Genomic DNA, 23,198 nt, shown 5'->3' on the forward strand with positions numbered 1-23,198 from the left:
ATAGAGGACGCTACCCCGCAGGCGAAGCAAGGAGGCTTAGCTTCCTACACGCGGATAGCGCGAGGACGAGCGCGCAATGAAACGAACTAATTTAAAATCCATATTCTATTTAGTTACAAGCTTTGTTTGTTTTGTTCCAGCCTTCTTTTTTTGTGATTTTTTTTCATATATCTTGTTAAAAAAATGATGGTGAAAAATTTTGAAGCAATACTATTATAATATATAATAAAAGAGAACATATATTCTTATTGAGGAGGTAGTAGTGCACGATGGAAAACCGAAAGCTAGTTGTATACATTGCACAAAGCTTGGATGGATATATTGCCACAAAGGATGATTCCTTGGAATGGCTGTTCCAGGTCGAAGGAGAAGGAGACAACGGTTATTCAAAATTTTATGACACGGTTGACACTATTCTTATTGGAAAACGTACATATGACTGGATAATGGAGCAGGAGAAAGGTGAATTCCCGTATAAAGGGAAAGAATGTTATGTTTTTTCAAGAACACCTAAAGCAGCAACAGACCATGTTCAATTTGTCCAAGGAGATATTGTTTCGTTTATGCAAGATTTGAAAAGCAAGCAAGGCAAAAATATCTGGATGGTTGGCGGTGGAAACATCCTTCATCCATTTTTGGAACAAGGATTGGTAGATGAGCTGATTGTTACCATTGCTCCTGCTGTCATTGGCGATGGAATCCCCTTATTTAAAGCTGGAGACTACAAGTTAAATCTTCATTTAAAAAGCGCTAATACATTTAATCAATTCGTCGAGCTTCAATATGAAGTACTGCATGAATAGCATATACAAAAAGACTGCAGCAAATAGTGCTGCAGTCTTTTTGTTAAACAATGGTTTTTAATAACTGATTTAGCTCACCTGCAGCATAAATTGCCTTTTGATCAGCCATTATGTCTCCAGGTTTGTTGCCGATACCAAGAATGTAGCCAGCAAATTCCATACCAATAAAGCCAAAGATGAACTGAAATTGCTGAATCATCGGCAGGCCCTTTATATGCGGAGCATCGCCTCCAACTGCGATGACATATCCTTTTTTTGCTGCCATTTGTTGTTTGAAATTGGGATAATTAGCATCCCTTAGGCTTTGGGACCAGCGATCAATAAAATTTTTCATTATTCCTGACATACTGTACCAATAGATGGGCGTTGCGAATATAATAGTATCATGAGGGAGAATACGGTCTAAAATGGAATTGTAATCATCATTACGATCATGAAATCCTGCAGTGTCATGGCGTTTATCAATAATCGACTCAAAATGAAAATCCCCTAAATAAATTCTTTCTGCTTTAATATTTGTAAGCGCTTTTTCTGTTAGTATTTCTGTATTGCCTTGTGGACGTGTTCCTCCAAAAATAACGACAACGGACATAGTTCATCACTCCTAAACAAATGATTATAATTATTTATTGTAAATGGAATGAGTAAAGAGGAAAAGCAGATATTTTTGATTATGTGCATCAATTATTTCGATGGATAAGCTACTCTATTATTTTTCACTTTGTAAAAATTTCTCCGTTCAAGTTAAGGGAACGATAAGGAAAAGATGATAAAATAGCAAGTAGCGGAGGGGAATGATGAAGAAGAAATTTATTCATTTAATAGAAACAGAGCTTTTAAAGAAAGTAGTAATAAAGAGCGAAAAAGCTCATAACCCGGTAACGGCCGAGCATATTCCAATCGGCTGGAAATGTGTCGGAGTTGGCAATTATGCGGCTGTGTTTATGCATTATACAGAACCAGAGCTAGTCGTTAAAATAAATATAGTTGATAAAGAGAATTTAGAAAAGGAAGCAGATATATACAGAAGACTAGGCAATCATCCGAGCTATTCTCATCTAATTTATGAGGGAGATAATTATCTTGTTTTAAAAAGGCTAGAAGGCATCACCATGTATAATGCTTTCGCAAAAGGAATAAGGATACCTGAAACAGTTATTAAGGATATCAATGAAGCGCTGGAATATGCTAGAAGTAGAGGCTTAAATCCATTTGATATACACGGAAAGAACGTGATGATGAAGGATGGCAGAGGATATGTTGTGGATGTTTCAGATTTTTATAAACAAGGGAAAGATGAGAAATGGGAGGATTTAGTCAAGGCATATAATAAATTATATAAAAAAACCTTATATAAATACCCTGTAAAGATTCCTTTTAAAGCACTGGATATAATAAGACATACTTACCGATTCTATAAAAAAATCAGAAGAAAACTTCAATGGCAAAACTAAAGAATATTTTTCTAAGATAGGAACAGCCTTTCTAGTAGAATAATATCAAACCAAAAAATAACTGGCTCGAGGCCGGTTATTTTTTGGTCAAAATGGCAGAAAATTATCATAATGAATTTAATTAGTATTGACATAAATGGAAAACGATATTATGATTATTTCATTCGCAAATGATTATCATTCTCAACAAAAGATTGATAATGAGGAGGCTGACGTATAACAGCTTAGCACTTAATGTTTATAAAAAAAGAACCACTTCTGTGGCAATTACATTAAAAGGGGACTCATACTTTGAAGAAATTACTTGTACCATTCATTCTTTTACTCGTACTAATTATCAGTGCATGCGGTAACAAAACAACAGGTTCAACAGAAGAAGATACTAAAGGTGCAGAAGAATCTGACACTATTACATATGAATCTGAAAATGGCCCAATTGAAGTTCCAGCAGATCCACAAAGAGTAGTTGCATTAACAAACGCAGGTAATGTTTTGGCACTTGGTGTTAACCTTGTTGGGGTAGACTCTTGGACAATGACTAACCCGCGCTATGAAGAAAAACTAAATAAAGATGTTGAAGTTGTCTCAGATGAAAATATCGAAAAAATCGCTGAGCTTAAACCAGATTTGATTATTGCTGCAAGCACAACGAAAAACCTTGATAAACTTGGGAAAATCGCTCCAACTGTATCGTATACATATAATAAGGTCGACTATTTGACACAGCATCTTGAAATCGGGAAGCTTTTGAACAAAGAAAAAGAAGCACAAGAATGGCTTGATAACTTTAAAGCAGACGCGAAAGCTGCAGGAGAAGAAGTCAAAGCGAAAATCGGTGAGGACGCAACTGTTACTGTATTAGAAAGCTATGATAAGAGCATGTATGTTCTTGGCGACAACTGGGGCAGAGGAACAGAAGTGCTTTATCAGCAAATGGGCTTGAAAATGCCTGATAAAGTAAAAGAAATGGCTCAAAAAGACGGCTATTACACAATTTCTTCTGAAGTACTTCCTGAATATGTTGGTGATTACTTAGTAATCAGCAAATATAACGACCAAGATAACTCATACCAGGAAACAGATGTATATAAAGAAATTCCTGCTGTGAAAAATAATCATGTAATGGAAGCAAATGCATACGAATTTATCTACAATGACCCAATTTCTTTAGACTATCAATTAGCATTCTTTAAAGAAAATTTCTTGAAATAATTTTAGTAGAAGCGCATCGATTAGGTGCGCTTTTTTTATGGAGATAAACTACTTAATGAGTTATATATTCTTTTTATTATTTAAGGAAGGAGAATTGTAAGAGACTACCTGCAAGCAGATAGTCTCTAAGCCATATATTAAGTTAGAAAATCATTAGCGAGTTGTACCTTGTTGACCAGCTAATTGTGATTGAGCTGTTGCTACAAGACGTTTTGTGATCTCACCACCAACTGAACCGTTAGCACGAGCTACTGTTTCAGCACCAAGCTGAACACCGAATTCTTGTGCAATTTCATATTTCATTTGCTCAAGTGCAGATTCAGCACCTGGCACTAATAGTTCATTGCTGCTATTGTTGTTTGCCATTGTGTTTCACCTCCTTGACGATTATCATTTCCTTTCATCGTTAAGTAATGTAGTGTAAATTTTGCCAGAATACCTATTAAAGGCAGAATTCTCTAGTTTTATGCTATTGCTCTCTTTTCACAAGCATTCTCGAAAATCGCGTTTCCGAAAAGAGAGGGGTTGAACGAAGGCTTTCGAATTTTTATGTACGAAAAAAACGAGAATGGCAAGGCATTCCCGTTTTATCCATTGATTTTATCTTAACTGTCTTGATCTTGGTCATTGTCTTGATCGTTATCTTGGTCTTGATCTGCATCGGCATTTGCACGAGAGCGAGATTGTACACGTGCTTTAGAATCGGAATGAACATCAATGTTTAAGTCGATTTTCGCATTTCCAGAATCTCTTACTTTCGCGATATTCGTGTTTTTATCAAGGTTTTTGACAGTGTTATCATTATCTACTTCTGTGTCTGTTCTTAAATCATTATCAACATCGAAATCTACATTAGAATCAGAACGGCTGTCACTATCCCCTGAGCGAGAATCAGAGTTGTTTCGTTGATTGGAATCTCCTCCGTTATTTCCTCCACCTAAGAACCATGGTCTTCTACTCACAAAATCCCCTCCTTTATTATTATTCTTAAATAGTTTATTCTGAAATCAAAACTTGAAATAGATAAATACATTAGGACAAGCATGGATTTTTAGCACCAAATTGCAAAAAACTTCATTGAAAAACTTAACAAATATTCCTCAGTTTTTACAGCCTATAATTCCTTTATAATCCATATTAAATATGGGATATTTTGGGTTGCGCAGAAATTTAGATATGCTGAGAGAACATACATACCAGATGGCCAAAAGGGTGTCTGGGCAAATCCTAACGCATATCCAACCGCGATATAATTCAATTTTGAATGAGGATGGGGAGGGCGATGCTATATTTTCACAGACGAGCATGGAAAAAAATTATATGTATAAGAAGATCTCGGAAAAAAAATTAAATCATCTTGAGCTAAATATGGAGCCCTTTGTGGAAATGGGAGGCCGCTATTTATTTTCAGCAGTACCGATTACGAAAGCCGACAATTTTACAGCTTGATGGTGTGTTACCGTAAAAGAAAAAGTTTAGAAAATTCACTTGTATAGAGTTGTCGATTTACTATAGTAGGGAATGTCACACTAAAAGCCTTCACTCATAATGGTGAAGGCTTTTAGTGAGGTAATGAAATATATTTTCGGTAAATCATGATTAGTTTTATATTACCCTAGTGATAGTAAAGTAAACGTAAAATTTAAAATTTATTTGATTTTCAGGATGTTGTGTATGGAAAACCATTAATAACATTTATTCAAATAATTCAACACTCATTGGAGCATACTCATTGAAGAGAATGTTAAAAGAGGGGCGAGTTATTTGAAGTGTCCACAATGTGTATATACAAATCCAGAGGGTGTGAAGTTTTGCATAAGCTGTGGAGAAAAATTCATTAAAGATAATACTCCTGGCGACGACAACAGCTTCTTTTACGAATTTGCTCATTATGTTGATATGGTTCCAAACAAAGAACGGTCAGTTAACCCAAAATTCAATAATATATTTTCACGTGTATTCCATGATCACAGTGAATTAGAAGCAGAAAGACTTTTTATCGTAGGCACTGCATTAACAACACCAAAGCTGTCTGAGGTGACAGATACATGGCCGAAGCCATGGCTGTTTGCAAGGGTTTTTATTATTGCACTCCTTACATTTGCAGGGTTTTACATAGGTGTCAGCTATTTCCACAATGCTAACTTTATTCCAGGTCTGATTTTAACAGGCTCATTCGCCGTCCCATTCACGACTTTAATCTTCTTCTGGGAAATGAATGCCCCACAAAATATTGCCTTTTATAGAGTAATGTATATCGTATTGCTTGGCGGAATTCTTTCGATGCTAGTTGCATTGCTGTTTTTTGATATACTGAGAAACACATCTAATGCCATAACAACAGGTATTGTCGAGGAGCTTGCCAAAACAATTACAGTTATTTCATTTGTTCGCTTTCGGAAGTACAGATTTATCTTAAATGGCCTCCTAATAGGAGCTGCTGTTGGTGTGGGCTTTGCAGCCTTTGAAACAGCGGGATACGCATTAAGGGCATTGCTATCAGGTGGTGGAGAGCATTTGTACTATACCATTTTGTGGAGAGGAATTCTGGCACCAGGTGGACATGTTGCTTGGTCCGCTTTAGCAGGCGCAGCATTTTGCAGAGTTCAAGGCTCAGAAAATTTCAGACCAAGCATGCTGCTTCGCTTCCAATTTTTGCGTGTGTTTGCATTAGTGGTGCTGATGCATGCCTTTTGGGATTTCGATGCACCATGGATGTTTCCGTATGGACAGCTTGGTCTCATGGCAGTCTCGTGGGTTGCTGTATTTCTGCTCATTCGTGCAGGCTTAAAAGAGATTGGAAGAATGAAATTACAAATCTGAGAAGCAGACTACTGCTTCCTTTTTTGCAGTTTATAAATAATTCTACGCACTCAAGATAATAAATAAACTAAAAAACAAGCAACTAAGAATTAAAAAAATAAACCCACAAATCAATTTCTTTATATAACTAAACATCTTTGTGGAACTTAACTCCATATATTTCGTATAAGACTATAAGGATACAAAAAGGTGGAGGAGCTGACTTTGCAGATAAATAAGGAAAAAGTAGAAACATCAAAAGGAGTCGTTGAGTATTCAGTTTGTGGGAGTGGAGAACCGAATATCATCTTAATTAACGGTGGATCAGGTCCTATTGAGGGCTGGATAAAGGTGCTAGAAGATGTTTCTAACTTGTCTTCTGTGTTTTGTTATAATCGGCTAGGTGTAGGAGGCAGTGACAAACCGCAAGAAAATCAAGACGGAATAACAATAATAGAGACTTTGCGTGAAACACTATCATTAATTGCCATAGATCCGCCGTATGTGATTGTTGGTCACTCACTTGGCGGTTTATATGCTAACCTTTTTGCTCGACTTTATCCTGATGAAGTAGCTGCGATTGTTTTTTTAGAGGCAAGCCATCCCGAGGATATGAAGCTTGAAGAGTATCAAGGGAAGATAATTAAAACGATTAATAAATTGCTGTCCATATTCGATTCATTATCACAACATAAAAAACTCGGCGAAGTACATTTTGTGAAAGAGACAATTAACCAAATCAATCTTCATGAAGCTTTTCCAGACATTCCTTTATATGTAATTACGGGAACGAAGGAGAATCGGCTTATGCCTAAAGAAGCATTAACGATTAGACGAAAAAATCAACTGGATTTACTTTCTTTAACAAGTTATAGTAAACAAACATTTGCAGATAACAGCGGGCATTTTCCTCAGTTAACAGACTCAAATATAGTCATTCAGGTTATCGATAAGGCTGTTCAAAAGATAAAAGAGAATTGTTAAAACGAAAATATTGCGCTTACAAGCCATTTTTGCTACTATTATTTCATAGCTAATGATTTTGAAAATTCATCTTTACTAAATAAACAGGCAGGTGCAGTATGCAAAAAATCATATTTTTGGATATAGACGGAACACTCGTTAATGACCATGGAATAATACCAGATTCAGCAAAATTAGCAGTACGTTTAGCAAGGGAAAAAGGTCATTTAGTATATATATGTACTGGTCGTTCTAAAGCAGAGCTCTTTCCTGAAATATTGGAGGTCGGCTTTGACGGGATTATCGGGGCAGCTGGCGGTTATATCGAAGTAGATCAAGAGGTTTTGCTACATGAAAAGGTAGCTACAGAAGATGTGCGCCATATTGTAGCTTATTTTGATAACCATGGAGTAGATTTTTATTTAGAATCCAATGGCGGATTATTCGCAAGTAAGAATTGTAAAGCGCATATCCAAAACATTATTGATAGATTTCTTGATGAAAACCCTCATGCAAAGGGAGAAGTGGAGAAAGGCATACAGCCCTTTCATGATTGCTTGATTGAAGGGGAAGATTTAATCAGAGAGGATATAAACAAAATTTCGTTTTTAGGTTCAGACTTGCCAATTGCTGAAATCAGTAAAGAATTCTCTGACAAATTTAATGTTATTTCAAGCACTGTTCCTATTTTCGGTGAAAACAGCGGAGAATTATCTGTTCCAGGCATTCATAAAGCAACTGCTATTGAAAAGCTTCTAAATCATTTGAAACTGGATAAGCAACATAGTTTTGGTTATGGTGATGGCTTAAATGATTTAGAAATGCTTGAATATGTTCAATATGGGATTGCAATGGGAAATGCAAAGGAGCCCGTTAAGCTTGCTGCAGATGATATAACAGATACACATGACGAGCACGGTATTTATAACAGCTTTAAGAAATACGGGTTGCTTTAATAAAACATGCGGAAAAGCTTTGCCTTTCCGCATGTTTTTTATTCTTCTTTTTTAAAACGGTCACTCAAACTTCCATAAAGTAGCTGGGAGCCATACAATACAAACGTTTTTATTAGGAAAATGACGGACAGTTGAAATTTAGTTAGTCTGACTAAAGTTACATAACCGATTTTTTTAAATAAATCCATACCAACATATGTAAACAGGGAATCCACAACAAGATTGACTAAAAGGTATAGATTGAACTTACCAAAGGTATATTTTAAAATCCAGATGGAACCAATAAGAAATGGACCGACAATTAAAGGCAGTTCTCCTAATACATTTGGTTTTACATTATAAGGAAACCACCACCATTTTCTTTTTTCTGCCAATCTCCCTTCCATTACAAGATACGTGTTCATCGTCAGTGCTGCTAAAAAATACTTCTTAAATGCCTTTTTTCCAATTAATGGTGCAGACAACCACGGTAAAACAACCATCAGAATAATGATCCAATTATTTTTTTTCATTCATATCAATTCCTTAAATAGATGTCTTTTTACTTTTTACTGTTTTCGTTTTCTTATACGGTTCATTCACATAAAAAAAGCAATAAATGTCAAAAAAACATCTTTTTATTTTGCTATCTTATAGGTAGGAGGTAGGAAGTATGACTTTCAGTGACGTAATACGCCGTTCAATTGAATTTATCGAGAAAAACATTCACGATGAACTACCGCTCGATATGCTTGCCAGAAAAGCAGGCTTTTCGAAGTTTCATTACCATCGGATATTTCGAAAGGAGGTTGGGGTTTCCGCTTCTGAATATGTTCGATACCGCAGACTTGCATTTGCTGCAAACATGCTTCTGTACACAGATGACAGAATAATCGATATTGCGCTTTACCTACGTTTCGAAACACAGGAATCCTTCAGCCGCTCCTTTAAAAAATATTATCATCTGCCACCAGGACAATATCGCAAAATCATGACTAAGTTAACAAGACAAAGGGAGGAAATTGACATGAAAAATAATCAATTATTAAAAGGCTGGCATTTAAGTGGCACAAGTCCTGCCCAATATGAGATAGGGATTGATCGAGAAATGGTGCACAAAGGAAAGGCATCAGGATATTTAAAAACAATTACTGCGACACCCTCCCATGAGTTTGGAACAATGATGCAGCAGTTTAAGGCAGATAAATATGCTGGTAAAAGGTTAAAGCTATCAGGTTTTATGAAAACAAAACAGGTAGAGGTTTGTTGTGGCTTTTGGATGAGAGTCGATGACAATTTTGGTGATGTATTGCAATTTGATAATATGAGCAACCGTCCCATTTCAGGTGACACAGAGTGGAATCATTATGCCATCGTTTTAGATATACCGAAAAGTAGTGCAGTCATTGCCTTTGGCGTTTTGCTTTCAGGCACGGGTCAAGTCTGGTTAGATGAATTGCGGTTTGAAGAGGTAGACGAACAAACACCTACAACAAATATTAATTTTCTTGAAGAGCTATTAGAAGAGCCAGTAAATCTATCATTTGAGGAATGAGCAAGTTTATACAAGTAAATGGTTAATTTCGAGCAATGACCATATGTATAAATAGTTAATCACCTCCAAAATTCCAGGAGCACTTTGAGGCCGTTTTATACATTAAAATGCATAAAATAACATTCGAATATTGGCCAGTTATTTTATGCCAAGCCTTTGTTAACTTGTAAGGAACCAGCCTTTCCGTTCATAATAAATCGCCTGCAGAATATGTCGCCATCTGACAATATTCTGCAGGTTTTTCATTGTCGAAAAAACGCATCCACTATATGCATCCGCTCTATTTTCCGAGGAAAAAATACATAAATATACAATGTTTTCAAAAACTATACGTTTATTATCATAAAATTCACACTGCATTTACAATCAATCATTAAACTTACGTTGAAAGTTATATATGGAGAGAGAGGGAAAGAAATTTGTCGAATAAAAGAGTTCAGAAAAAGAATAAAAAAAATCAAAAGTCTACAATACCAATCTTACTATTAACAACATTATTAACTACACAAGGAGCATATACGGCTTCAGCAGCAACTGATAATTCTGCCATTGAACCAAAACCAGGATCTTACGGTTATTATGTTGATGTATATGGCAGTAATGAAAGTTCAAATATGACCCCCGAAACAAACTCCTCTATCGGTGTGCTCTCCAAATTTTTAGACATTTGGCAGCCAGGAGATTCTTGGGATAACGGTAAAGTTTTAAATGAGAGTGTACATAATCATAATATAAATACATCTATCGCCATCACGAAAAATCGCACTGAAGCAGAAGCGAAGGACGCATACCTTAGTGACCGCCGCAATCAGAACTACAGTGTTATAACAGGTCTTGGTCCTTATGCTGATAATTTTAAGAGAGGCGCCAATGCTGGAACAACGATTCCAGATGAGATCCCTCAAGATGCGACAAGTGTTAAATATGAGGACGGCGGAAACAGTAACGGCAATTGGGCAGAAACTAATTCCAGTCTCGGAAATATGGTGAATCTTATTAATACTATCCGCTGGACAGGAGCTTCAACCTCGTCTGCAAAAGCTTACTACAGCTATAAACGTCCATTCCGTTGGAGTGAGGATGTAAGCATACTTCCAACGCTTGTTCCAGCGAAAAAGGATGATCCATCAAGCGACGGAGGCTTCCCAAGCGGACATACGAATGCTGCTTATTTAGCATCATACGGACTTGCTTACGCAGTGCCAGAACGCTTTGAAGAAATGATGACAAGAGCATCAGAGCTTGGCAACAGCCGTATTGTTGCAGGAATGCATTCACCACTTGATGTCATTGGCGGCAGAGTAATGGCGACAGCTGTTGCAGCAGCAGCATTGAATGATCCAGCAAATAAAGCGGTGAAGGATGCTGCCTATAAGGAAGCGCATGAAGTACTGCTGACACAGGAAGGCACTTCTTATGATGCTTACAGTGATTACGAAAAAAATAAACAGAACTATACAAAGCGCCTTACTTACGGGTTCCAACAAATTGGCGACACAACAAAACCGATGGTCGTGCCAAAAGGTGCGGAAGTATTGCTTGAAACACGTTTTCCTTATTTAGATGACATGCAACGCCGCTGGGTGCTGTATACAACAGGCTTGCCTTCTGGATATCCTGTTTTAGATGATGCAGAAGGCTGGGGCCGCTTAAATCTATTTGCAGCTGCAGGTGGTTATGAGGATTTTGAAACAGATGTAAATGTAACAATGGATAGCTCACTTGGAGGCTTTAATGCCGCGGATAGCTGGAAAAACGATATCGCAGGTTCAGGTAAGCTGACGAAGGCTGGAACTGGTGTATTAACACTTACTGGTGATAACACATACACAGGTGGAACAGTTATTGAGGAAGGTTCTCTGATTGCAAGTTCAAGCACTGCGTTTGGTTCAGGTGATGTCATTAATAATGGCGGAACAGTTAATGAAAATGTATCGAGCAGTTTAACAATCGAACAAGACTTTATCCAAACGGATGCTGGAACACTTGAGCTTCATATTGGCAGCAAGGAAGAAGTGTTAAATATTGATGGAGAAGCTACATTCGGTGGTACATTAAAGCTTGATTTTACAGATGGTTATGTACCTGCAGAGGATGCAAATGTCATTAGCTACAGCTCATTGGCGAATGACAGCAAATTTGCCGAAGTTGAAATAACAGGCTTACCGGAAAACTATCAAGTAGCATATGCAGATAATGCAGTCCGTATTGTGCCAGCGGATCAGGAAGAAACAGATAACAACAACCCTGAAAATCCATCAAATCCAGATGAACCAGTTGATAACGAAGAAGAGAACAATACAGACAATCCAACACCAGTAAACCCAGATGATCATACGAACGAAGAAACTACAAATAATGAAAACACAAACCAAGCTAACAATAATGCTGGAAATGATACGAATGAAGAAAATACTGCTGAAACAGGAAGCAAGAGTGAAAATGTAAGCACTGGTAGTAAAACAGTGGACACAGATTCAGTGAAAAATCCGCACACTGGTGATGATACAAATATCTTCTTATATGTAGGTACATTACTAGCGTCAGCAGCAGCTGCTGCCATCGTATTCTGGAAAAGAAAGCTGAAAAAAGCTGACCAATAATTCATCATCATGCTCCCCTAAAGCCGTGGCTAAAGAGGAGCATCTTTCATTTCAAGCTAAAAGGCGGGGTGAACATGACAACAAGTATACAGCGAAAAAAATTCAATTGGATGCAAGCATTAATTCTGTTTATTTCCCTTGGCATATTCGTTTTTAGTCTATTAAAAATTGGCGATATTGTGTACGGCTATGCGAAAAACGACCAAATCATGAAGGACATTCAAGCAGTTTATCATGAAGAGGCTAATTCAAATAACCAAGCTTTAGCTACACCGCTCCAAAGTCTAACAGAGATAAATCAAGATATTGTTGGCTGGCTTACAATTGCTGATACAAAAATTGATTATCCAATCCTTCAGACCACAAATAACGATTACTACTTAACACATAACTACAAAAACGAAGAGTCAAAGGAAGGCAGTATTTTTATGGACTATCGAAACAGTGCAGACACCAAAGAAAAACAAACCATTCTGTATGGCCATGAAATGAAAAATGGCTCTATGTTTGGAGAGCTAAAGAAGTTTTTAGACCTAGAATTCTTATCCCAGCATAAGCGTTTTTCCTATCAAACAAAGGCTGCCAGTTACGAGGTGGAAATATTTTCTGTGTATGCAACAACTACAAGCTTTGATTATTTAAAGACAGAGTTCTCAAGTGAAGCTGACTACAAAGAATATTTACAAACTATTTCAGATAAATCTATTTATAACTCAAATGTGTCGATAAGTGAACAAGACCAAATCATTACATTATCAACATGCAGTAACCTTTCTGATCCAAATGAAGGCAGACTTGTTGTGCATGGAAAACTAAAGAAAATTCCATCTTAACGGATAATGAAATAAAGGGAATTCGTCTTTTGCACAGAATCATTAGATATAGCGAAATAACAAAAAATCTTTAACAGGGTGATAAAAATAGAAAAATTAATGATGCAAAAATGGATGGATTTGACCATAAACAAGAATTATGTTAATGGTCAAATAACGAATGATGGAACGTTAGTGTTGATAGAAACGGAATTACAGGAACTCGAATATATACAGTGGCCTGCTCCTAAAAGAAATTGGACAATTAGAATAATAAAGGAGGATAGGGACGAAGCCATAGAATTAAAGAACGTACCGCTCCTGCCGTCAATGGTTGATTTTTTTTCCGATGGTACTATTTTAATTGTACAATCTCGATGTAATGGTGATGGAGAAAATCTTGGGCGAAATGCCAGACGGTATAATCCGAATGGACAATTAATCAGTGCATTTACACTTGGTGATGGTATTAATGACGTGCAGATTGATGAGACAGACACTATTTGGGTCAGTTATTTTGATGAAGGTGTATTTGGAGATTATACGTATGGTGAACCAATGGGCAGTGATGGTTTAGTTGCTTATTCCATCGAAGGACAAAAGCTTTGGGGCGCAGGTCATTATGAGATTGCTGAATGTTATGCACTAAATGTGGTACATTCAAAGGAAGTATATTTTTACTATTACGATGATTTTCATCTTGTCCAGCTTAATGATCAACAAGAAGTAGCACGGTTTCTGGTAGAAGGTGATGATACCTTTCAACAATTTATCCTCGATCAACAAAGCTTAATTGTTCAAGTGGATAGCTACACAATGATGCGCTATAAAATAAGAAATCGTACGATTACTCCGGCTGATAATCTGTACCTTATTGATGAACACGGAAAGCGGATAAGTGGGCAGGTTTTCATGCGGGGCAAGTATCTTTATGCTTTTGGCAAAAACGGATTATATAAAAAAACCTTTTCGTGAGAAATCACTTTCGGATATAAAAAAGCAGGACTCAACCATTAGGCTGAGTCCTTTATTTAGTTAGGTGATATTCATATTAATCTTGAGAGTGGTAGCTTCTAAAACCACAAGCTTCATAAAGCCTAAGGGCATGATGATTTTTGGACACTACCTCAAGAAAAATAGATAGACCTTTCTAATTCATGTTGTTTACAATGCAGGATAAAGCCTTTCTTCCAATTCCGTTTCCTTGAAGTGCCGAAAAAGACATATTTTTAGTGAAATAATAGAAAACTTCTGCAACAAAATTTCATAAAAACAATCATTTTTGAGGTTTGTTAAAATGTCCATCCAATATCCTATAAAAACGTTTACGTAAATTTTTGCTCGTTTTATACTTACCTTATTATTAACATGAAGTGAGAAAATATGCAGCTAATGGAGGATATGATGAACACATTTAAAAAAGGCTTTCTTTGGGGTGGAGCAGTTGCTGCTAATCAGGTTGAAGGAGCTTATAACGTAAATGGAAAAGGTTTAAGTGTTAGTGATGTTATCCCAAATGGATTAATAGGAGAAAAACATTATAAGGTGGAAAGCGGTGTTTATTACCCAAATCACGATGCCATTGAATTTTATTATCGTTATAAAGAAGATTTGGCTCTTATGGCAGAAATGGGTTTTACCTGTTTTAGAACCTCTATTAATTGGACGAGAATTTTCCCTAAAGGCGATGAACTTGAACCGAATGAAGAAGGCCTAAAATTCTATGATGAATTATTTGCTGAAATGCTCCGTTTAGGTATAGAACCTGTTGTGACAATCTCTCATTATGAGACACCGTTATATTTAGTAGATCATTATGGTGGATGGACAAATCGGAAACTGATTTACTTCTATCTTCATTATTGTGAGGTCATCTTTACACGTTATAAAGATAAAGTAAAGTACTGGATGACCTTTAATGAGATAAATGCCATTCATTTTATCCCGTTTGCCGCCGGAGGAATTAGAATTCCAGCAAACGGGAACAAATTACAATCTGTTTTTCAGGCGAGCCACCATATGTTTATTGCCAGCAGCTTAGCCGTCCAAATGGGTCATAAAATTAACAATGACTTTCAAATTGGCTGTATGCTTACACTTAGTACGATGTATCCTGCTACCTGCAAACCAGAGGATGTTTTAGGAACCTATCAAATGAAAAAACGTTCATGGTATTTCAGTGATGTGATGATGAGAGGATATTATCCAAGCTATGCCAAGCAAATGTGGGAACAATATAATATTGAAATTGTAATGGAGGAAGAGGATGAAGACATATTAAAAAAAGGAACCTGTGATTATATCGGCTTTAGTTATTATCGAAGCTCTTTGTATGAAGACGGAATGGTCATTATGGGAGATACGGCAGGCAACACAGGCACAAGCAACCCCTATTTGGATACAACTCCATGGGGATGGCAGATTGATCCGATAGGTCTTAGACTTGTCTGCAATGAAATATACGACCGATATCAAGCACCGTTATTCATAGTTGAAAATGGACTAGGGACAATTGATAAGTTGGAGAAGGACGGAAGCATTCAGGATGACTATAGAATTGACTATGTGAAAAGTCATCTGAAAGAGGTTCATGCAGCCATGCAGGAGGGCTGTGATATTATGGGCTATACTTATTGGGGATGTATTGATATTGTTAGTGCTGGAACAGGAGAAATGAAAAAGCGCTATGGTTTGATTTATGTAGATAGAGATAATGAAGGAAATGGAACATTAGAAAGAAGAAAAAAGAAAAGTTTTGATTGGTATAGAGAAGTAATTGCTACAAATGGTCAATCTTTATTCAAAGACTAATAGGAGAGGGTTGCATAAATGAACAATTTTATGCAACCCATTTTTAGTTGTTTTCTAAAGTGGAACCATTTAGGTTTTGTGCCATTACAATCTTAGATATTCTTTTCGTATATTCTTTGTTTTTGTCATAATCCTTTTCAAATATACCAGCATATAAAAAGTCTAAAATCATCATAATCGATAGTCTCGAGGAAAATGTACCAATTTTTGAAGATAAGGTTTCTTTAGAAGCAATATGCAAAGTAATATCGCTAAGCTGTGATAATGTATTTGTTCCTAAACTAGTAATACTGATAATAGGAGTATGTGACTGTTTCAATATGTTGGCATATTTTAATACATTTTCGCTTTCCCCAGAATAAGAAATAATTAATGCACAATGGTTGAAAGAGGAACGAGCCGCATTAAAAAGCTGATCCTGAGAATTTAAAGGCAAATCAATACGTCTGCCGATCCGTCTTAGTTTATAGTTGAAATCAGCAGCTAAATGAATATTAATTCCTGCCCCATATATATCAATGACTTCAGAATCATATAATAATTGAACAGCCTTTTTGTACTCATTTAATTCCACTAATAAAAGTGTTTCGTTAATCGCCTCTAATTGTAACTTTGACATCTTTTGAATAATTGTATGTAAATCATCACCATGATTAAAAGGATAATTAGCATCAGAATCAAAGCTAGGAATCGTCGCTTGACTGTCATGTGCAAATTGAATTTTAAAGTCATTATAACCTAAAAAGCCAAGTTTCTGACAAAACCTTACAATGGTAGAGGGGGAACTCTGTGTAAGGGAAGCTAAATCCTTTGCCGTGGATTTTAACAGTACATCAGGATTTTTAAAAATAAATTTGACAATGTCTTTCTCTGTTTCCGAGTAGTTAGTATATTGCTTTAATTTTTTTATAACACTCATGCCATTTCCTCTTTTTTTAGGCTAGTTTTTATATTTATTTTAGCATAGAGAGACAGTGTAAAAATAGAAAGCAAGTGAATAAGTCTATTTGTAGGATGCAAACCAGCATTTGGTGTAAAATATGGATAAAAAGCTGGATTGGAGTTATCTTCATGGAAATAAAAACAGTGGCCAAATGGGACGAAGAGCTTTGGCAGGATGCTAATACCTTGTACAATGAAGCATTTGGAGAAAAAGGGGCAAAGCCAGTTAAAATCATCAAAAATATGCTGGCAAAAGGCATAGCCGAGCTACATGTCGGCTACAGTGACAAAAAACCAGTAGTTATGGCACTCACTGGTAAGCTAACAAATGATAAGGTAATGCTCATTGACTATTTGGCCGTATCAGAAACAGAGCGAAATCAAGGTATTGGCAAACAATTTGTTGCAAAAATGAGACAAAAGGCAATTGCAGAAGGATACGAAATGTTAATTATCGAAGCAGAGTCAGAAATGACACCAGACAATAGAAGGCGTATGGCCTTTTGGCAAACATGCGGCTTTCAGCTCACTGCGTATATCCAAACATATATTTGGGTTCCAGAAACCTATCAGGCGATGTATCTTCCGTTAACAGATAAAGTGACGGAGAAACACGGGGAAGAGCTGTTCGTTTATATTAATACATTTCACCGTTTATCTTTTAGTGGGGTTAAGAAATAAGACTGTTTGCGCAGGACAACTATGAAAAAATAGACAGACAGTTCTGAAATACGGATTTTCCAGCCTTAGAAAAAGACATGCACGTAAGGTGCCGCTATAATGGAATACGGAGGTGTTATCATGACAGAGAATTCTATTACCATTAGATTTGCGATACTACTTGGATTACTAGAGGGACGTGAGCCAATGCCAAAGGATGTTGGTATGGCTGTTTCCCCAGAAGAGTTTAATACAGAGGTGCAAAGAATGGAGCACGAAGGCATTATTGCGAATGTTAAATACGCAAGAGGTGCTCATGATGAAGTGCTAGTCGTATTCCTTAAGGAAGCGGTAGTAACTCCACGCGGCAATGCATACATAGATGAATTAATGAAACGTTATTCTTAAAAGACAATCGAATTTTTCGGTTGTCTTTTTTGTTGGAAGAATTACCGAGAAATGCAAATTGAATGTGTGGTATTATATGGTAAATAGTGATTTTTAAGGGGGAAATTCAGTTGGGATTTTTTATTGCCATAATGGTGTTAATTATTATGATTAGCTGCTTATCAATCGAAGGCAACATGAAAAAGCAAGCACAACGACAGAAAGAATTGATTGAATTATTACAGGAGATTAAAGAGAAATTATAAGCCGTATTTGTAAATAGAAAATCATATACATAGAAATGGTATAATAACAAGAAGCATTTATGCTTTAATTGGATAAGAACTACTTAATGGGGGATTTATTTTGAACTATGTTTTAGACCATGTCGGAATTGCCGTACGAAGTATTGATGATACATTACCATTTTATCTTACTGTATTAAAAGGCACATTAGAGGACCGTTATACAAGTGATGCGCCAGGTGTTGAAGTGCATGTAGCTGTTGTGCGAACGGAAGATAAAGTAATCGAGCTACTAGAACCTACAAACAAAAACTCGCCAATGGCCCGTTTTATTAAACAGCGAGGAAAAGGGGTACACCATCTTGCTTATCGTGTTGATAATTTAGATGATGCAATATATGAAGCACGCAAAGAAGGAGTCCGTTTTCTCGATGATACACGAAGAGTAAACGCAAGAGGAAGACGGCTCATTTATTTAAACCCAGCTTCAACGAATGGTACATTGATTGAGTTTTGTGATTATGTAAAGAGCTAATACCATAAGGACAATAACAGTATGGAAAAGGAGCATGTTTTATATGCTCCTTTCTCCATACTCTTTTAAGTTTCTGGTATGATGGTTATTGCGACGGTTCTAAAAGGCTCACTGTCGTTATTTGTTTGCGAGCTGTTATGGTATTTAACTATTAGCTCGTTCAGTTCTTGCTGGAAATGGTGAAAGCTCTTTTCATCGAGCTTCATTTCAGCTAAAGAGAAGGTGGAAAGATCCTCTGTCCTTTCTTGGTCTTTTAATTTTGCTAAATAGCTTTCGTATTGATTTAAAAGCGTTATTTGGTAATACGAAAAATAATTCAGCTTCTCCTCCATTGTTGCGTTCTTCCAATCTTCACCCTTTAATTTCGCTTCCTCTGCATTTAATACATAATACTTTTCCACAACAGAACGAACTTTTTTTTCCTTTACAATCCGTATAATACCGGCATCCAGCATGACTTGAATATGTCGATACACAGTTGCTTGCGGTACATCTTTTATCATCTTTACCATTTCTAACGGTGTCAGCCCGTTTTCACCACTTCTTATTAGGGCTTGAGATATTTTTATTCGTACGGGATGGATTAATGCTTCCGCTTTATTTACCATAATTTGCTCCAATCTTAAAGTGGTATATCTCTAAAACACAGTTATTATAGTCGATTTGGGGTAATGGGAGCACCAGATCTTAACTGTTCTTCTTCACATCGATCCACTTCTGCCAATTAATTTTATATTTTGATAATGTTATCATTATATAGAATAATAATGAATTTAACAATAATAGGTAAAAAATGAGTGCTAAAAGGAAAAACTTATGTTATCGTTATCGATAATGATAATAAAAAGGAGGTAAAATTTAATGAATTTACATTACGGATTTGATGATTTAAAGGACTTTGATATTGTAGCGATGTTGCCAATTATATTGCCGTTTTTTTTAATAGGCTTTATTTTAGTTCTCCTTGCATTAATTGATTTATTTAGAAATCGAACATATCGGCAGTATGTTTTGGTGTGGACGCTTATCATTGTGCTTGTTAATCCAATTGGCCCAATTTTGTATTTTATTATAGGAAGAAAGGGGAAAGAGTAACGATGAAATTAGAAATAAAGAATGTAACGAAAGCATATAAGCAAAAAATTGCCGTTCATAACTTTTCTATGGAAGTTCAAACTGGTGAATGTCTTGGTTTAATTGGACCAAATGGAGCAGGGAAGTCAACGTTAATTAACATGGTCGCAAATATTATTGAATCCGATACAGGACAAATTTTATTGGATGGAAAGAGAATATCATCCATGAGGAAAGAAATAGGCTATTTGCCACAATTCCCAAACTTTTATCACTGGATGACAGCAACGGAAACGCTTATGTTCATGGGACAGCTTTCGGGGTTGAAGAAAGATACGCTAGAGAGGGAAATTCCGCAACTACTAACGAAAGTCGGCTTAAGTGAAGAGGGGAACACGCGAGTTAAAACCTTCTCAGGTGGGATGAAGCAAAGACTAGGAATTGCTCAAAGCTTATTACATAAACCGGCATTTATTGTAATGGATGAACCAGTCTCAGCATTAGACCCTATCGGCAGAAGAGAGGTCTTAAACATCATTCAAGAAATAAAAAAAGAAACCACGATTCTTTTGTCTACTCATATTTTGCAGGATGCAGAAGAAATTTGTGAAAGATTTGTCATTATTAAAGAAGGACAAAAAATCGAGGATACTACAATCGTCGAATTATTAAATAGAAATAGCAATAATAAAATTAATTTTGAAATTACTGCAGCTAGTTTGCATTGGCTTAATATTATTAACGAGTTCTCCTATGTTAAGAACGTCGAGGTCTTTGGTAATAAAGTGAAAATAGAAGTGGAAGATATACAGTCGAATAAAGATATGTTATTAGCAAGTGCTCTAGAGCATCATGTAGATATTATAAAATTTGCCATAGAAAACGATAGTTTAGAAGAAATATTTCTAAAGCTGGTGGTGTAAAAATGACTAACTTTGCCGTGTTAACTAAAAAAGAATTCGTGCAAATGCTGCGTGAATTAAAAATCGTTTGGTTCCCGCTTGTGTTTATCTTTTTAGGAATGAGCCAACCAATTTTGAACTATTATTTACCTGCTATTATAAAATCTTTAGGAGGAAATCAAGGAATAATCATTGATCCTCATATGATAGCTCAAAAAGGTGGAGAGGTGTTAGCAGGTACGCTAGGCTCACAATTTGATCAATTAGGAGTTATTATTATCATCGTATCTTTAATGGGTGCAGTACAATCCGACAAAGCAAACGGCATGTTAGCATTTATCCTGACAAGACCAGTAAGTATTGTAGAATATCTTTCAGCTAAAGTGTTTTCTAATTATCTTTTTGTTGCAGCGAGTGTTGCAATAGGCTATCTTGTATCCTACTTATATGTGAACTTTTTATTTTCCAATGTGAATCCTGTTGATATGCTGTTAGCACTGCTTATCTATTTAGTATGGGTACTATTTATCGTTTTGTTCACGACAATGATAAGTACATTATTTAATGGCCAAGGTATAATCGCGTTACTATCCATTGTATTTTTATTACTATGCAGAGTTATTGTTGGCCTAAGTCCTGCTATTGATTTGATTAATCCTGCTGCAATGAGCAAGCATGCGATGGAAGTGCTGACGATGAGCACAATCAGTTCTACTTTAGGTTGGAATCTTCTGCTAACACTGCTTTTAAGTGTATTAGTTATACTGGTGTCACATCAATGGATCGCAAAGAAGAAATATCACCACGTTTAAACCTCTTTTAGATGTGTTTCACCGTGATGCTTTCCACAGAAAAGAGGGAACCAAATATAGAATTGGTACCCTCTGTTACGTATTGATTTTTGTATTTGGACGGTTTATTACCTTCTATTATATAGATAACTAGGCTCGAATAAAATGCTTATAAAAGTAAGTGGCGCTCGCTTTTTCCACAAAAAAAACACTTACCAAATTCAATGTGAACAAGGTAAGTGTTTTTTGTATCATGATAATGTTTTAACGAGAATACTTGCAATAAGAACAGATGCTACCGTAACTGTTGTGAAACCTCCGATTAACATCGGCGGAGATAATTCATTTAACAGGCGGTTTTCTTCTTCTTCCGTTCTACCGACACTTCGGCTTACTTCCTGACAAAGGATATAATCAGCTGGGAATCCAAACATCGCAGTAAGGGCAAGTGACATTCCTTTGTATGGATGCCATTTCACTAATTTTGAAACGATATAGCCACCAACTAGAATGCCGATTTCACCAATAATGATAATCGTAACAACCTGTGGGATAAAGTGCAGGAATTGTGTAAGGCTTACTTTGCTCATGGAAGCTATTACGATAAAAATCGTTCCTAATACTGCGATACTTGAAGCTTTCGCTTTATCCATGATGTTTTCATTATAGAAGTTAACTTTAGTACCTAATACACCGATGAACAAACACCAGATTGTTCCGCTTATACCAGTTAGTTCACCAAGCACCGTACCAAGCGACGCACCAACAAATAATTTAAACAATAAAATATTCGCTGTATTGAACTCATATTTCTTTCTTTTCTTCGGTGTGCTGACAACGGCCGCTCCATGGAGCGGCACCTCTGCAGCAGCGGCAATATAAGAACTTGAATCCGTTTGATCCCATTTATTACGAAGAATCAATGCATACTTACGAAGTAACATGGATGCTACTGGTAGACCAAATAATTTATGTACTGCTAAAACAAGTGCTGGTATTGCAACTAAATACTCAAAGCCAGACCCATTTAATGCTTCAGAAGTAACAATAAATGCAACGATTCCACCGACTAACGGGCCTGTTCCAGCAACAGCTGTTTCATAGCCAAAGAGCATGGTGATGATAGGTAAGACGAATAATAAGGCAACGAGAGAACCACCTAAAGCGATAAGGACGGCACGATATTGTTTAGCCATTAAGGTAAGTGGTATAAGGGTACCTAAATGAACAACAAGTGGACCTGTCAGTAAAGTCCCCATAGCACTAAATGAAGATGTATCTACGATATCGGCAGGGAATATTCCTGTCCAAATGAAAATAAGAAATCCTAATATTGCAATAAGTAACATTGGTACACGTGCACGCGTTATAATGGAAACAACTTCCCCAATAGCTATTAATGCAAGAACTAACATAGCTGCATAAACCGGTTCATTAATAGTCATGTAGATCCTCCTAATATACAATGAATAAAAATACAAGATTAAAAATTTTCAGACTTAAAAAATTATAAAAAAATTTCTCCTTTCTCTGCAGTAAATCTCGATGTTTTTAAAGTCAGATGTAAAAATGCAAAATTCTGACTTTTTTTACAATGATGAATACTATGAATAATAATTAATATTTTTATTTATATCACATCTTGTTACGAAATGTAAGTGTTTGAGAATGATTTCTTTAATTATTTAACTAAATAAAATTAGTTTTCTTGC

24 protein-coding genes and 3 pseudogenes are annotated in these 23,198 nt (G+C 36.2%); 20 read left to right on the forward strand and 7 right to left on the reverse strand.

The window, feature by feature from the left end:
* Nucleotides 1–269 precede the first annotated feature (269 nt).
* Nucleotides 270–803, forward strand: a complete 534-nt coding sequence (locus tag EM808_RS20970; RefSeq protein ID WP_127740441.1) for a dihydrofolate reductase family protein — start codon at nt 270–272, stop codon at nt 801–803.
* Between the two features lie 43 nt (nt 804–846).
* On the opposite strand, the gene EM808_RS20975 is transcribed toward EM808_RS20970, so the two are convergent.
* Nucleotides 847–1,395: a flavodoxin family protein gene (locus EM808_RS20975; protein ID WP_127740443.1), complete on the reverse strand. Its 549-nt coding sequence runs from the start codon at nt 1,393–1,395 to the stop codon at nt 847–849.
* A 202-nt stretch (nt 1,396–1,597) separates the two neighbouring features.
* Between EM808_RS20975 and EM808_RS20980 the strand changes: the two genes are divergently transcribed.
* Entirely contained in the window at nt 1,598–2,257 is a 660-nt protein-coding gene (locus EM808_RS20980; protein WP_127740445.1) for a serine/threonine protein kinase, read from the forward strand.
* A gap of 291 nt (nt 2,258–2,548) precedes the next feature.
* Complete coding sequence (locus EM808_RS20985; protein ID WP_127740447.1) at nt 2,549–3,469, forward strand: iron-hydroxamate ABC transporter substrate-binding protein; 921 nt, start codon at nt 2,549–2,551, stop codon at nt 3,467–3,469.
* Nucleotides 3,470–3,622: 153 nt separating this feature from the next.
* On the opposite strand, the gene EM808_RS20990 is transcribed toward EM808_RS20985, so the two are convergent.
* Together EM808_RS20990 and EM808_RS20995 are read right to left on the reverse strand one after the other, a co-directional pair.
* Nucleotides 3,623–3,835 carry an alpha/beta-type small acid-soluble spore protein gene (locus EM808_RS20990; RefSeq protein WP_127740449.1) on the reverse strand — a complete coding sequence of 71 codons (213 nt, stop codon included), beginning with the start codon at nt 3,833–3,835 and terminating at the stop codon, nt 3,623–3,625.
* Nucleotides 3,836–4,074: 239 nt separating this feature from the next.
* A complete protein-coding gene (locus EM808_RS20995) occupies nt 4,075–4,431 on the reverse strand; it encodes a hypothetical protein (RefSeq protein ID WP_127740451.1) in 357 nt (118 codons plus the stop codon).
* Between the two features lie 309 nt (nt 4,432–4,740).
* Here EM808_RS20995 and EM808_RS29225 point away from each other — a divergent pair.
* The 4 genes and pseudogenes from EM808_RS29225 to EM808_RS21015 all read left to right on the forward strand — a co-directional run.
* Nucleotides 4,741–4,900 (forward strand): annotated as a pseudogene (locus tag EM808_RS29225) (DUF6044 family protein); the annotation flags it as partial.
* 333 nt (nt 4,901–5,233) lie between these two features.
* On the forward strand, nt 5,234–6,292 hold the full coding sequence (locus tag EM808_RS21005; protein ID WP_127740455.1) for a PrsW family glutamic-type intramembrane protease: 1,059 nt from the start codon (nt 5,234–5,236) through the stop codon (nt 6,290–6,292).
* Between the two features lie 204 nt (nt 6,293–6,496).
* The gene (locus EM808_RS21010) at nt 6,497–7,255 is read left to right on the forward strand and encodes an alpha/beta fold hydrolase (protein WP_127740457.1); all 759 of its coding nucleotides are present in this window, start codon (nt 6,497–6,499) and stop codon (nt 7,253–7,255) included.
* Between the two features lie 98 nt (nt 7,256–7,353).
* Nucleotides 7,354–8,190, forward strand: a complete 837-nt coding sequence (locus EM808_RS21015; protein ID WP_127740459.1) for a Cof-type HAD-IIB family hydrolase — start codon at nt 7,354–7,356, stop codon at nt 8,188–8,190.
* A gap of 38 nt (nt 8,191–8,228) precedes the next feature.
* Here the strand turns inward: EM808_RS21015 and EM808_RS21020 are convergent, their stop codons facing one another.
* Nucleotides 8,229–8,702 carry a hypothetical protein gene (locus EM808_RS21020; protein ID WP_127740461.1) on the reverse strand — a complete coding sequence of 158 codons (474 nt, stop codon included), beginning with the start codon at nt 8,700–8,702 and terminating at the stop codon, nt 8,229–8,231.
* Nucleotides 8,703–8,842: 140 nt separating this feature from the next.
* On the opposite strand from EM808_RS21020, the gene EM808_RS21025 reads away from it, so the two are divergent.
* The 6 genes and pseudogenes from EM808_RS21025 to EM808_RS21050 all read left to right on the forward strand — a co-directional run bounded on the left by EM808_RS21025 (nt 8,843) and on the right by EM808_RS21050 (nt 15,950).
* Nucleotides 8,843–9,724, forward strand: coding sequence for a helix-turn-helix transcriptional regulator (locus tag EM808_RS21025; RefSeq protein ID WP_127740463.1), 882 nt, complete (start codon nt 8,843–8,845; stop codon nt 9,722–9,724).
* A gap of 419 nt (nt 9,725–10,143) precedes the next feature.
* A pseudogene (locus EM808_RS21030) lies at nt 10,144–11,907 on the forward strand (acid phosphatase); the annotation flags it as partial.
* A 318-nt stretch (nt 11,908–12,225) separates the two neighbouring features.
* Nucleotides 12,226–12,327 (forward strand): annotated as a pseudogene (locus tag EM808_RS29830) (LPXTG cell wall anchor domain-containing protein); the annotation flags it as partial.
* Nucleotides 12,328–12,401: 74 nt separating this feature from the next.
* Nucleotides 12,402–13,160, forward strand: coding sequence for a class B sortase (gene srtB / locus EM808_RS21035; RefSeq protein ID WP_235856673.1), 759 nt, complete (start codon nt 12,402–12,404; stop codon nt 13,158–13,160).
* Nucleotides 13,161–13,259: 99 nt separating this feature from the next.
* A complete protein-coding gene (locus EM808_RS21040) occupies nt 13,260–14,114 on the forward strand; it encodes a hypothetical protein (RefSeq protein WP_235856674.1) in 855 nt (284 codons plus the stop codon).
* A gap of 417 nt (nt 14,115–14,531) precedes the next feature.
* On the forward strand, nt 14,532–15,950 hold the full coding sequence (locus EM808_RS21050) for a 6-phospho-beta-glucosidase (protein ID WP_328590387.1): 1,419 nt from the start codon (nt 14,532–14,534) through the stop codon (nt 15,948–15,950).
* A 43-nt stretch (nt 15,951–15,993) separates the two neighbouring features.
* Here the strand turns inward: EM808_RS21050 and EM808_RS21055 are convergent, their stop codons facing one another.
* A complete protein-coding gene (locus EM808_RS21055; protein WP_127740467.1) occupies nt 15,994–16,869 on the reverse strand; it encodes a MurR/RpiR family transcriptional regulator in 876 nt (291 codons plus the stop codon).
* A gap of 152 nt (nt 16,870–17,021) precedes the next feature.
* Here EM808_RS21055 and EM808_RS21060 point away from each other — a divergent pair, with 152 nt between their 5' ends.
* The 4 genes from EM808_RS21060 to EM808_RS21070 all read left to right on the forward strand — a co-directional run bounded on the left by EM808_RS21060 (nt 17,022) and on the right by EM808_RS21070 (nt 18,719).
* Nucleotides 17,022–17,573 (forward strand): GNAT family N-acetyltransferase, encoded by a 552-nt coding sequence (locus EM808_RS21060; RefSeq protein ID WP_164849737.1) that lies wholly within the window; start codon nt 17,022–17,024, stop codon nt 17,571–17,573.
* 120 nt (nt 17,574–17,693) lie between these two features.
* Complete coding sequence (locus tag EM808_RS21065; RefSeq protein ID WP_127740471.1) at nt 17,694–17,960, forward strand: hypothetical protein; 267 nt, start codon at nt 17,694–17,696, stop codon at nt 17,958–17,960.
* 110 nt (nt 17,961–18,070) lie between these two features.
* Nucleotides 18,071–18,205, forward strand: a complete 135-nt coding sequence (locus tag EM808_RS29580; protein WP_259347283.1) for a hypothetical protein — start codon at nt 18,071–18,073, stop codon at nt 18,203–18,205.
* Between the two features lie 100 nt (nt 18,206–18,305).
* On the forward strand, nt 18,306–18,719 hold the full coding sequence (locus EM808_RS21070) for a VOC family protein (protein WP_127740473.1): 414 nt from the start codon (nt 18,306–18,308) through the stop codon (nt 18,717–18,719).
* A 65-nt stretch (nt 18,720–18,784) separates the two neighbouring features.
* Here EM808_RS21070 and EM808_RS21075 read toward each other — a convergent pair whose 3' ends face one another.
* Complete coding sequence (locus EM808_RS21075) at nt 18,785–19,327, reverse strand: helix-turn-helix domain-containing protein (RefSeq protein ID WP_127740475.1); 543 nt, start codon at nt 19,325–19,327, stop codon at nt 18,785–18,787.
* 253 nt (nt 19,328–19,580) lie between these two features.
* Between EM808_RS21075 and EM808_RS21080 the strand changes: the two genes are divergently transcribed.
* The 3 genes from EM808_RS21080 to EM808_RS21090 are packed head-to-tail and all read left to right on the forward strand — an operon-like array spanning nt 19,581 to nt 21,507.
* On the forward strand, nt 19,581–19,814 hold the full coding sequence (locus EM808_RS21080; protein WP_127740477.1) for a PLD nuclease N-terminal domain-containing protein: 234 nt from the start codon (nt 19,581–19,583) through the stop codon (nt 19,812–19,814).
* Between the two features lie 2 nt (nt 19,815–19,816).
* Complete coding sequence (locus EM808_RS21085) at nt 19,817–20,716, forward strand: ABC transporter ATP-binding protein (RefSeq protein WP_127740479.1); 900 nt, start codon at nt 19,817–19,819, stop codon at nt 20,714–20,716.
* Between the two features lie 2 nt (nt 20,717–20,718).
* On the forward strand, nt 20,719–21,507 hold the full coding sequence (locus EM808_RS21090) for an ABC transporter permease (RefSeq protein WP_127740481.1): 789 nt from the start codon (nt 20,719–20,721) through the stop codon (nt 21,505–21,507).
* 230 nt (nt 21,508–21,737) lie between these two features.
* Here the strand turns inward: EM808_RS21090 and EM808_RS21095 are convergent, their stop codons facing one another.
* Nucleotides 21,738–22,931, reverse strand: a complete 1,194-nt coding sequence (locus EM808_RS21095) for a hypothetical protein (RefSeq protein WP_127740483.1) — start codon at nt 22,929–22,931, stop codon at nt 21,738–21,740.
* Nucleotides 22,932–23,198 lie beyond the last annotated feature (267 nt).

It is taken from the genome of Niallia taxi, from assembly GCF_004005475.1.
GTDB classification, from domain to species: Bacteria; Bacillota; Bacilli; order Bacillales; family Cytobacillaceae; genus Niallia; species Niallia taxi.

Excerpts from the sequence above, each read along its gene's own strand:
- EM808_RS21080 (WP_127740477.1), top strand. The coding sequence starts at position 19,581 with ATGAATTTACATTACGGATTTGATGATTTAAAGGACTTTGATATTGTA.
- EM808_RS20990 (WP_127740449.1), bottom strand. The coding sequence starts at position 3,835 with ATGGCAAACAACAATAGCAGCAATGAACTATTAGTGCCAGGTGCTGAA.
- EM808_RS20980 (WP_127740445.1), top strand. The coding sequence starts at position 1,598 with ATGATGAAGAAGAAATTTATTCATTTAATAGAAACAGAGCTTTTAAAG.
- EM808_RS21085 (WP_127740479.1), top strand. The coding sequence starts at position 19,817 with ATGAAATTAGAAATAAAGAATGTAACGAAAGCATATAAGCAAAAAATT.
- EM808_RS20970 (WP_127740441.1), top strand. The coding sequence starts at position 270 with ATGGAAAACCGAAAGCTAGTTGTATACATTGCACAAAGCTTGGATGGA.
- EM808_RS20975 (WP_127740443.1), bottom strand. The coding sequence starts at position 1,395 with ATGTCCGTTGTCGTTATTTTTGGAGGAACACGTCCACAAGGCAATACA.
- EM808_RS21020 (WP_127740461.1), bottom strand. The coding sequence starts at position 8,702 with ATGAAAAAAAATAATTGGATCATTATTCTGATGGTTGTTTTACCGTGG.
- EM808_RS21015 (WP_127740459.1), top strand. The coding sequence starts at position 7,354 with ATGCAAAAAATCATATTTTTGGATATAGACGGAACACTCGTTAATGAC.
- EM808_RS21065 (WP_127740471.1), top strand. The coding sequence starts at position 17,694 with ATGACAGAGAATTCTATTACCATTAGATTTGCGATACTACTTGGATTA.
- EM808_RS21075 (WP_127740475.1), bottom strand. The coding sequence starts at position 19,327 with ATGGTAAATAAAGCGGAAGCATTAATCCATCCCGTACGAATAAAAATA.
- EM808_RS21040 (WP_235856674.1), top strand. The coding sequence starts at position 13,260 with ATGATGCAAAAATGGATGGATTTGACCATAAACAAGAATTATGTTAAT.
- EM808_RS21055 (WP_127740467.1), bottom strand. The coding sequence starts at position 16,869 with ATGAGTGTTATAAAAAAATTAAAGCAATATACTAACTACTCGGAAACA.
- EM808_RS21095 (WP_127740483.1), bottom strand. The coding sequence starts at position 22,931 with ATGACTATTAATGAACCGGTTTATGCAGCTATGTTAGTTCTTGCATTA.
- EM808_RS21025 (WP_127740463.1), top strand. The coding sequence starts at position 8,843 with ATGACTTTCAGTGACGTAATACGCCGTTCAATTGAATTTATCGAGAAA.
- EM808_RS21050 (WP_328590387.1), top strand. The coding sequence starts at position 14,532 with ATGGAGGATATGATGAACACATTTAAAAAAGGCTTTCTTTGGGGTGGA.
- EM808_RS21060 (WP_164849737.1), top strand. The coding sequence starts at position 17,022 with ATGGAAATAAAAACAGTGGCCAAATGGGACGAAGAGCTTTGGCAGGAT.
- srtB (WP_235856673.1), top strand. The coding sequence starts at position 12,402 with ATGACAACAAGTATACAGCGAAAAAAATTCAATTGGATGCAAGCATTA.
- EM808_RS21090 (WP_127740481.1), top strand. The coding sequence starts at position 20,719 with ATGACTAACTTTGCCGTGTTAACTAAAAAAGAATTCGTGCAAATGCTG.